We start from the raw sequence: 7,399 nt of genomic DNA on the forward strand, positions 1-7,399 counted from the left end.
TGATGGCAGGACTTCCAGCTTCGTGGCGCGATCGATGTGACCCCTCAGCGTAGCGCGGAAGTTCCCGCATTGTTCGACACGAACATTCATTCGCTTTGTCGAGCAGGAGGCTAAACATGGTGTCGCCCTCGGTGCCATCCAGTATGGTGGCAAACTGGCCGCCGGTAAGATGTAAGGTCCGAAGATGGACATCGCATGATCGAGCGATTGTTCCCGCCGTGAGCATAAGCGGGCCCAACCTAATACGCCTGTTCTTCCATAAACGCCGTAATCGCCGCCATCTCCGTCTCCGTTGCGGCAATGGCGCGCATCAATCCCTCGTTCTCGACATAAAGATCCTGCGGCATCGATCCACTGCTGGCGTAGCCGTTCAGCGCTTTGCCAACCACCTCGGAACGGACGCGTGCTTGCTGCAATTTTCGATCAAGCTCTTTCATCCGCCTTTTCAGTGCGGTGGCGTCAAGGCCAGCCAGTTCCGGATAGCTGGCGCGGTAGTCCATGTACTTGTCGTCATAGACTGTCCGCCATCGCAGATAGCCCCACATCTGCCAGAACTCGCGTCCACTGGCTTGCTGCGGCAGCTGGTCAGTGTAGGCCGGATCCTTCAGTGCTTCGTCGATTGACTGGCCCTTGGCTTCGCGTTGTCGCTTGAGGCGGTCCTGTGTCTCCAGCGTTGCCCGTTCCTCAGCGCTCAATGGCCGCGGCGGCGGAACGCCGACCTTGGCCATCATGGGCCCACTCATCGCCGGCACACGCTCCTTTTGTGAGGCAGCCTTTGCGGCGGCCGCATCGAGCTTGTCCTGCTGCTTGCGGTACCAGACATCGTCATCGTCACCCATGGGCTTGAACCAGGCGCGGGAGTCGTGCACATGGCGCGAGAAGAAGGCATCGATGGCAGGCGCGACGTCGGTGTTGTTCCAGGCTTGCTTGACCTCATCCCAGCTGCCGAACTTGATGCCGAGCGCCTTTTTGGCCTGGTAGAACATGGCGGCGCCTTGTACTGCGCCCGAGGCCGGCATCCACGCGATCGGCCCGCCGGGTGCTTCGGGCACCGCGGCCTGTACGGCCGGGCGCACGGCTGAGCCAGCCATTGCCGCCGTAGCGGCGCCGAGATTCGTTGCATGGGTTTCGACAACCCATTTCGCACCTTCCATCAGCCAGCCGCTGTAATGGCCGCGGGCCCAGCTCGGCACCAGATTGTCGTAACTGGCGTAGTGTTGCACCCATTTGAGTTCTTCGGCCAGCTCAGCATCGGCGTTGATCAGATCCATGCGGTCGTTCCTGGGCGCGCGCTGGACGCTGGGCATGGTTGCAACCTTGCCCAGCCAGCGATGGCGCCAGCGCAGGAAATAGCCGTAATGGTGCCGGATCAGGGTCGGAGTAGTGTCTGGCACGAGCCCTGAAGTTGCCGTGGCGTCTCGATAGGCGTTGAAGGCCGCGATGAGGTCGCGGTCGACCCGAAACTGCTTCTTTAGCTCGGCTGGCGCAGATGCCGGGCTCATCAGTGGCACACCGGCGATGACGGCCTCCCGGTACATGTGCGCCAGCGGAATTTGGGACAACTTGGCGCTGTCGTCAGGGGTCCCATCGGCGCGGCAGCCGCGTCCCTGTTCGCCTGGCTCATAGCCTCCGCCAAGGTCGGAGTGGACACCGGGATAGACGAATTCCTCCACGTTGCCGCCTTGCGCGCTGTCCAGTGGAAAGGAGCCACGCACTTCGTGGCTCGAGACCAGGTGCACGCAACGTTTGACCAGGTCCGGGCCGGGAATGCGCAGCCAGCGCTTCTGCGCCCATGCGCCGTGCCCTGAGGCCATGGTCTCCATCATGCTCTGGGCGATGCCAGCGGAAGCCACGGTGTCGAACAGCCCCAGAAAGTCGATCTGGACCGGGATGCCGCATAGGCTGAGCTTGTCCCCATTGGCGTCGCACGCGTCGCGCAGCCAGTTGCAGAATACGCGAGCCTGGGCCGCGCCGCGCGAGAAGCCGAACACGTGCAAACGAATGCGCTTGATGATCGGCTTGCGGTCCCGGGGCAGATTACCTAGAACCCTGGCCAGCGCCGCCTTGCGTTCGTTGAGCACGCGCCGGCGGCCCTTGGTATTGACCTCGCGCCAGTTGGTGCGGGCTACGGCGGTCAGGGAGGCGAGCGGGCCGACGCCTGCGCGCAGCTTGCGATCGAACTCTCCCTTGGCGCGGTATTTTCCGTTCAGCTCGCGTTCAATGGCGCTGCTGTCGCCGAGGCCGGGAATTCGAATCTCGGGTGCATTCAGGTCGGCGCTCATCTGCCTGACGAGGTCACGATCAGCGTTTCGCTCGGTCAGATTACTTTTGTGGTAGTGAAAATGCAGATGGTTATGCATCTGTAGCAGAGCCCAATTGATGCGCGCCTCACCGCCCCAGCCAGCGGCGGCGCCGGCCACTGCCTGGATGCCGATCCCCACATCTCCGACTTCCTTGTAGAACGGCGTACCCACGCCAGCGGCGTAAGTCGCAAACCTGTACCGCTTCAGTTCTGCCTGCCTGGGCTCGACTTCGAACAGATCAACGAGACGCGCGACGTTGCTATGAGCGCTGCGCGGCCGGTCGTTGTCCGCATTATTGCGGGTGCCGTCGAAGAAGAAGCCGAAGTGCAGATCCTCTTCACACGGAGGTGGTGCGTCGAGGCGAACATCCAATCCGGTGTATTGGCGATACCTTTCTTGCGGCGAGAGTTCGAACGGCTTCGCCGGGCATTGGGGCGCAAACTTCACGACGGTCATGGCTTATGCGGTCTAGCGGAATTGACGGTATGAGAGGAGCGTCTGAGGCAGGCCAGAAACATCTCCTACCGGCTTTGCTCGGGGCTTTCCGGGGGATCGCGCAATTCGGGGCGATAGCATAGACGTCGGTCCTGCGGGGCACGGCGTTTGACACAGGCTTCTTTCGGATCTTCTAAGCGGTATGGATCTGCCTCAGCCCCGGGACCCCATTTCGTCAGGTATAGCTTGACCTCCTGATTTGGATAGAAGGCCACGTAAAAAAAGGACGCATCCTCGGGCGGATATTTCTCGACTGGAACTTCTTTTGTATGGAGCGCCTTCTCGTCCTTCGCGAACAGTTCGTCGTCACTCCACTTGATCGTGACCTTAAAGTTAGGGTCCCAGTGCTTGGGCACTGAGATGCTACCGATCCACTTGGTCCCTCCGGCATTCGCGACCATGCCCCCAGCCCATTGTCCGTTGACGTACACGACGCCGATAGGCACGTCGGTGAAGTTGAGCACCCCGATCTGGCCGCCAAGCGTATCGTCCTCGATAGCTGCGGACGGCGACTCAGCTTTGCCGCACGCGGCCATGCCGAACAACGTAGCGGCCAGAAGTACAACAAACAAGCCTCGGATCATCCTTGTGGTCATCATTGGTTATCCTTTATGCGCCAGCACGATGCCATGGCGCCGAGCCCTGCCAAGGGCGATTGCCTACACGAACGCAGTCACAAGCATGCCCCTTCGAGCAAATGCTAGCGCAGTGCTTCTTTGAGAAATCTCCTACCGGCTCTGCTCGGGGCTTTCCGGAGGATCGCGCAATTCGGGGCGATAGCAGAGACGCCGGTCCTGCGGGGCACGGCGCTTCAGGCACGCTTCCTTCGGATCCTCCAGTTTGGCGGGATCATCCTTGGCGCCGGGCAGCCACTTGGTCAAGTACAGCTTCACCTCTTGATTAGGGAAAATGGCCACGTAGAAATAGGCGGCATCTTCCGTCGAGTACTTTTCGACAGGAACTTCCTTGGTATAAAGCGCCTTCTCGTCCTTCGCGAACAGTTCGTCGTCACTCCACTTGATCGTGACCTTGAAGTTCGGGTCCCAGTGTTTGGGAACCGAAATCCCGCCAATCCATTTGGTCCCACCCGCGTTAGCTACCATCCCCCCAGCCCATTGACCGTTGACGTACACGACGCCGATTGGCACATCGGTGTAGTTGAGCACCCCGATCTGACCGCCAAGCGTATCGTCCTCAATAGCTGCGGGCGGCGGCTCAGCTTTGCCGCACGCGGCCATGCTGAACAGCGTAGCGGTCAGAAGTACAACAAACGAGCCTCGGATCGTCCTTGTGGTCATCATTGGTTGGCTCACGTGAAACCCTTTAGAGTGAGTTCCGAGGCCCTCTCGAAATTTTCCGCGCCATTTCCCAGGAACCAGTATCCGGCGCAAGCGAGGCCGATCCAGGCAACGCTGATGCCCGCGATGATGCACCTATCACGGCCCATTTTTGATTATCCTTCGGAGGTCTTCCTCGCAGGGACGGAATCTTGAGGTTGAACAGCTTCGAACGTGGTATCGCTTCAACTCGGATTGTCTTGGGTGGATGTCAAACATGGCTCGGCAAATTCAAGCGGATTCATTGGCGGGATGACATGCAGGGGCCTAATCTCGGCCCTTACGCTGGAGCATTCTGTATTCTTCTCTGAACTCCGGCGCATAGCAGGTCTCCCTTTCCGTCGGTGCTTTCCTTTTCAGACATGCATCTGTTGGGTCCTCCAACTTGGCGGGGTCGTTTTCTGCACCGGGCAGCCACCTGGTCAAGTACAGCTTCACCTCTTGGTTAGGGAAAAAGGCCACGTAGAAATAGGCGGCATCTACCGTCGAGTACTTTTCGACGGGCACCTCCCTGGTATAGAGCGCCTTCTTGTCCTTCTCAAACAGTTCGTCGTCACTCCACTTGATCGTGACCTTGAAGTTAGGGTCCCAGTGCTTGGGTACGGAGATCCCTCCAGTCCAACTGGTGCCGCCAGCATTCGCGACCATCCCCCCAGCCCATTGGTCGTTGACGTACACGACGCCGATAGGCACGTCGGTGTAGTTGAGCACCCCGATCTGGCCGCCAAGCGTATCGTCCTCGATAGCTGCGGGCGGCGGCTCAGCTTTGCCGCACGCGGCCATGCCGAACAACGTAGCGGTCAGAAGTACAACAAGCGAGCCTCGGATCGTCCTCGTAGTCATCATTGGTCGGATTCTCCCGTCGACAGCGCATGCAAAGCCAGTAGCAGAATTTCATGCATAGCCTCCACCCGACGCACCTTGGCGAGCGCATAGGCTTGTGCGACGCGCCGATGCGCTTGGGCCTTTTTGGTTGCGGGCAGGATGTCGGGAGATTGGCGATAGAGAGAATCCATCAAGGCGTCCGGCATCGCCGCGTCCACCATCCGGTCAAGTTCAGCCTGCGAGATCGTCAACGGTTCGGCCCGGTGTGCCTCGGGTTCAGTCCTGGGCTCGGTTAGCGGCAGTGTGTCGAGCATCCCTTCGCGGTTCACAAGGTGCCACTGCGCGACAGGGGCCGTCAGCTGCGCCCACGCTGCCGGGCCGAGAGCCACAGGCAAGGTGGAGAGCACCCGCGTATCGGCGAAGCGCAGCAGGAAGCGCGTGTCATCGCCTTCGACAACTGGCTGAAGGCAAGGCTCCCACATCTGCGCCAGAAACGAGGGCGATTGCCATGAGGCCACAAAGCTCAGCATCGGCCTGCCTTGGCAGTGCTTGCCCAGCGCCGAGGCCAAGGCACGCCGTTCATCGCCGGCGAGACCGTCCAACGGCAACAGGTAGGGGGAGGCCGACAGGAGATCGCGCAGGGCGCCGGTCTCGCCGTACAAAGTGTGACGCGGGACAGGCGCCGCGAAGGGCTTCGCGCCGTGATCGAACGCGCCGTCAACGAGGGCAGACCAGTGGACGCCCGCGGTACTTTCGATGCATTGCAACAGGCCGTCAAGCCATGTCTCCGGATCTCGCGACTCGACTGCGAAATACATAGGCGCCTCTGAGGGTCTATACGGTTGCGAGCGGCATGCCGGCGGCCGCCGCTTTGAGAAGGCAATCGAGACACACCGTCTGCGGAAACTGCGGCAACGGATAGGGTGTGCTCTCCGCCCCCTCGAACGTTCTCTTCGCCGCTTTGTAGGTAATGGGTCCGGGGCACTCGACGGTAATGTTGCCGCCTTCCATCGTGATGGCTGCCCCGCCGGCGGTCGCAATGCGAATGCGCTTCGCCGCGGCAAAATCCACATTCATATTCGCCGAGACAATCGTCAGGCCCTCTCGCGCCGCCAGCCTCAGCAAGTCATGCTGCGCCTGCAGATCAATATCATCCTGACCCGCCGTCAATTGCAGCCCGACGTTGCCCTCGCCGGGCGCGGACAGCCCGGCCGCAATGCCGATCGCGTGACCCGCATGGATGCGAGCCTGCCCGGCGACGGCGACGTTGTTGTCCTGCCCGCTGGCCAGCACCACGCCTTCCCCATTGGCGAGCTGCAAATCCTGTCCCGCCACCACGGCGAGGCCAGCCCTGCCGTTGAGATGGACCATCGGCTCGCTTTGGTGCGGCACCTTGCCTGGCGTGCTGGTACTGCCGCCGGCCGCGTCGCCTTTGGCGGCTTCGAGGGATTGTCCGTCGACCATGCCGGCTGCGGCTTTGGCCTGTTTCGCCAGCGGCGCCTCATCGTCCTTTCCCGCTGACAGTGCCTGGGTCTGGTGCGTGGTCGCGCCATCGCTCAGTGTCCTGACCAGATCGCCCGCCTGACGCAACAGCGCAATGCCCGCAGCGTTGTCGCCGGTCGGCAGCACGCGGCCCGTGACGGCATCGCGATAGGTCGTCAGCAGCAGCCCGCCTTGGCCGCGTACCGCGACGTGGCCGTCGGTGCGTAGCTCGAACCCTTGCCCCCTGAAGCTGCCGCGGCGATTGTCCTGCTGGTGAATCACGTGGCCCAGATTGAGCTGGGTGGCTTGTTCGGTGGTAGCGAGCTGCGTACGCAGTTGCGCATCGGTGTCGTCGAGCACCAACTGGTTGTAGCCCTTGCCGCCGTGCTCCTGGCTCTTGAACCCGGTCAGCGCGGCGTCGTTGCGGTGGCCGTCCGGATCGGCACCCATGCCGTGCCACGCCGGGCTATTGCCGCCGGCAAGGTTGCCCTGTGCGCTCGGCTGGCTGTCGCTCCCCATCGCATAGAGGCCGCTGGCGTCATACGGCTGCGAGAACGTCGTGGCGGCCATCGACTTGCCGCCCGGCGTGGGCGCGATGCCCGCTTCCCCCTGGCCGTTGTACAGCGCGCCGATCACGAATGGCTGGTCGATATCGTTGTCCGCAAACTTGACCAGTACCTCCTGGCCGATGCGCGGCAGCCATTGCCAGCCCATGCCGGCGCCGGCCTGGCGCTGTGCCACGCGTACCCAGCGGCTGCTGCGGTCGTCGTCGCGCTCGCCGCGCTGCCAGGGAAAGCGCACGCGGATCTGGCCGCGCGGGCTGGCGTGGTGTTCGGCGTTGCCATCAGCTTGGCTCTGCCCGTCCGGGCCAACCACGATCGCGGTATGGACGCCCAGCGGGGTCGATTGGCTATAGAGGCGCGGGCAATCGCCCTCCAGCACGGCGGCGCGCCATGG

The 7,399-nt window shown here is 62.0% G+C and carries 6 protein-coding genes; all 6 read right to left on the bottom strand.

Annotation, left to right across the window (positions count from 1 at the left end; translation table 11 throughout):
• Nucleotides 1–239 precede the first annotated feature (239 nt).
• Nucleotides 240–2,759 carry a T6SS phospholipase effector Tle1-like catalytic domain-containing protein gene (locus tag GA0116996_RS13830; protein ID WP_092312240.1) on the bottom strand — a complete coding sequence of 840 codons (2,520 nt, stop codon included), beginning with the start codon at nt 2,757–2,759 and terminating at the stop codon, nt 240–242.
• 65 nt (nt 2,760–2,824) lie between these two features.
• Nucleotides 2,825–3,397 (bottom strand): DUF3304 domain-containing protein, encoded by a 573-nt coding sequence (locus GA0116996_RS13835; protein ID WP_092312243.1) that lies wholly within the window; start codon nt 3,395–3,397, stop codon nt 2,825–2,827.
• Between the two features lie 129 nt (nt 3,398–3,526).
• Complete coding sequence (locus GA0116996_RS13840) at nt 3,527–4,099, bottom strand: DUF3304 domain-containing protein (protein ID WP_244159852.1); 573 nt, start codon at nt 4,097–4,099, stop codon at nt 3,527–3,529.
• A 303-nt stretch (nt 4,100–4,402) separates the two neighbouring features.
• Entirely contained in the window at nt 4,403–4,981 is a 579-nt protein-coding gene (locus tag GA0116996_RS13845; RefSeq protein WP_244159853.1) for a DUF3304 domain-containing protein, read from the bottom strand.
• Nucleotides 4,978–5,778 carry a DUF4123 domain-containing protein gene (locus GA0116996_RS13850; protein ID WP_092312249.1) on the bottom strand — a complete coding sequence of 267 codons (801 nt, stop codon included), beginning with the start codon at nt 5,776–5,778 and terminating at the stop codon, nt 4,978–4,980. Before GA0116996_RS13850 ends, GA0116996_RS13845 begins: the two co-directional genes overlap by 4 nt.
• A gap of 16 nt (nt 5,779–5,794) precedes the next feature.
• On the bottom strand, nt 5,795–7,399 hold a 1,605-nt coding region (locus GA0116996_RS13855; protein ID WP_141693737.1), incomplete at its 5' end, for a DUF2345 domain-containing protein.

The sequence above is a fragment of the Cupriavidus alkaliphilus genome (assembly GCF_900094595.1).
GTDB lineage: Bacteria > Pseudomonadota > Gammaproteobacteria > Burkholderiales > Burkholderiaceae > Cupriavidus > Cupriavidus alkaliphilus.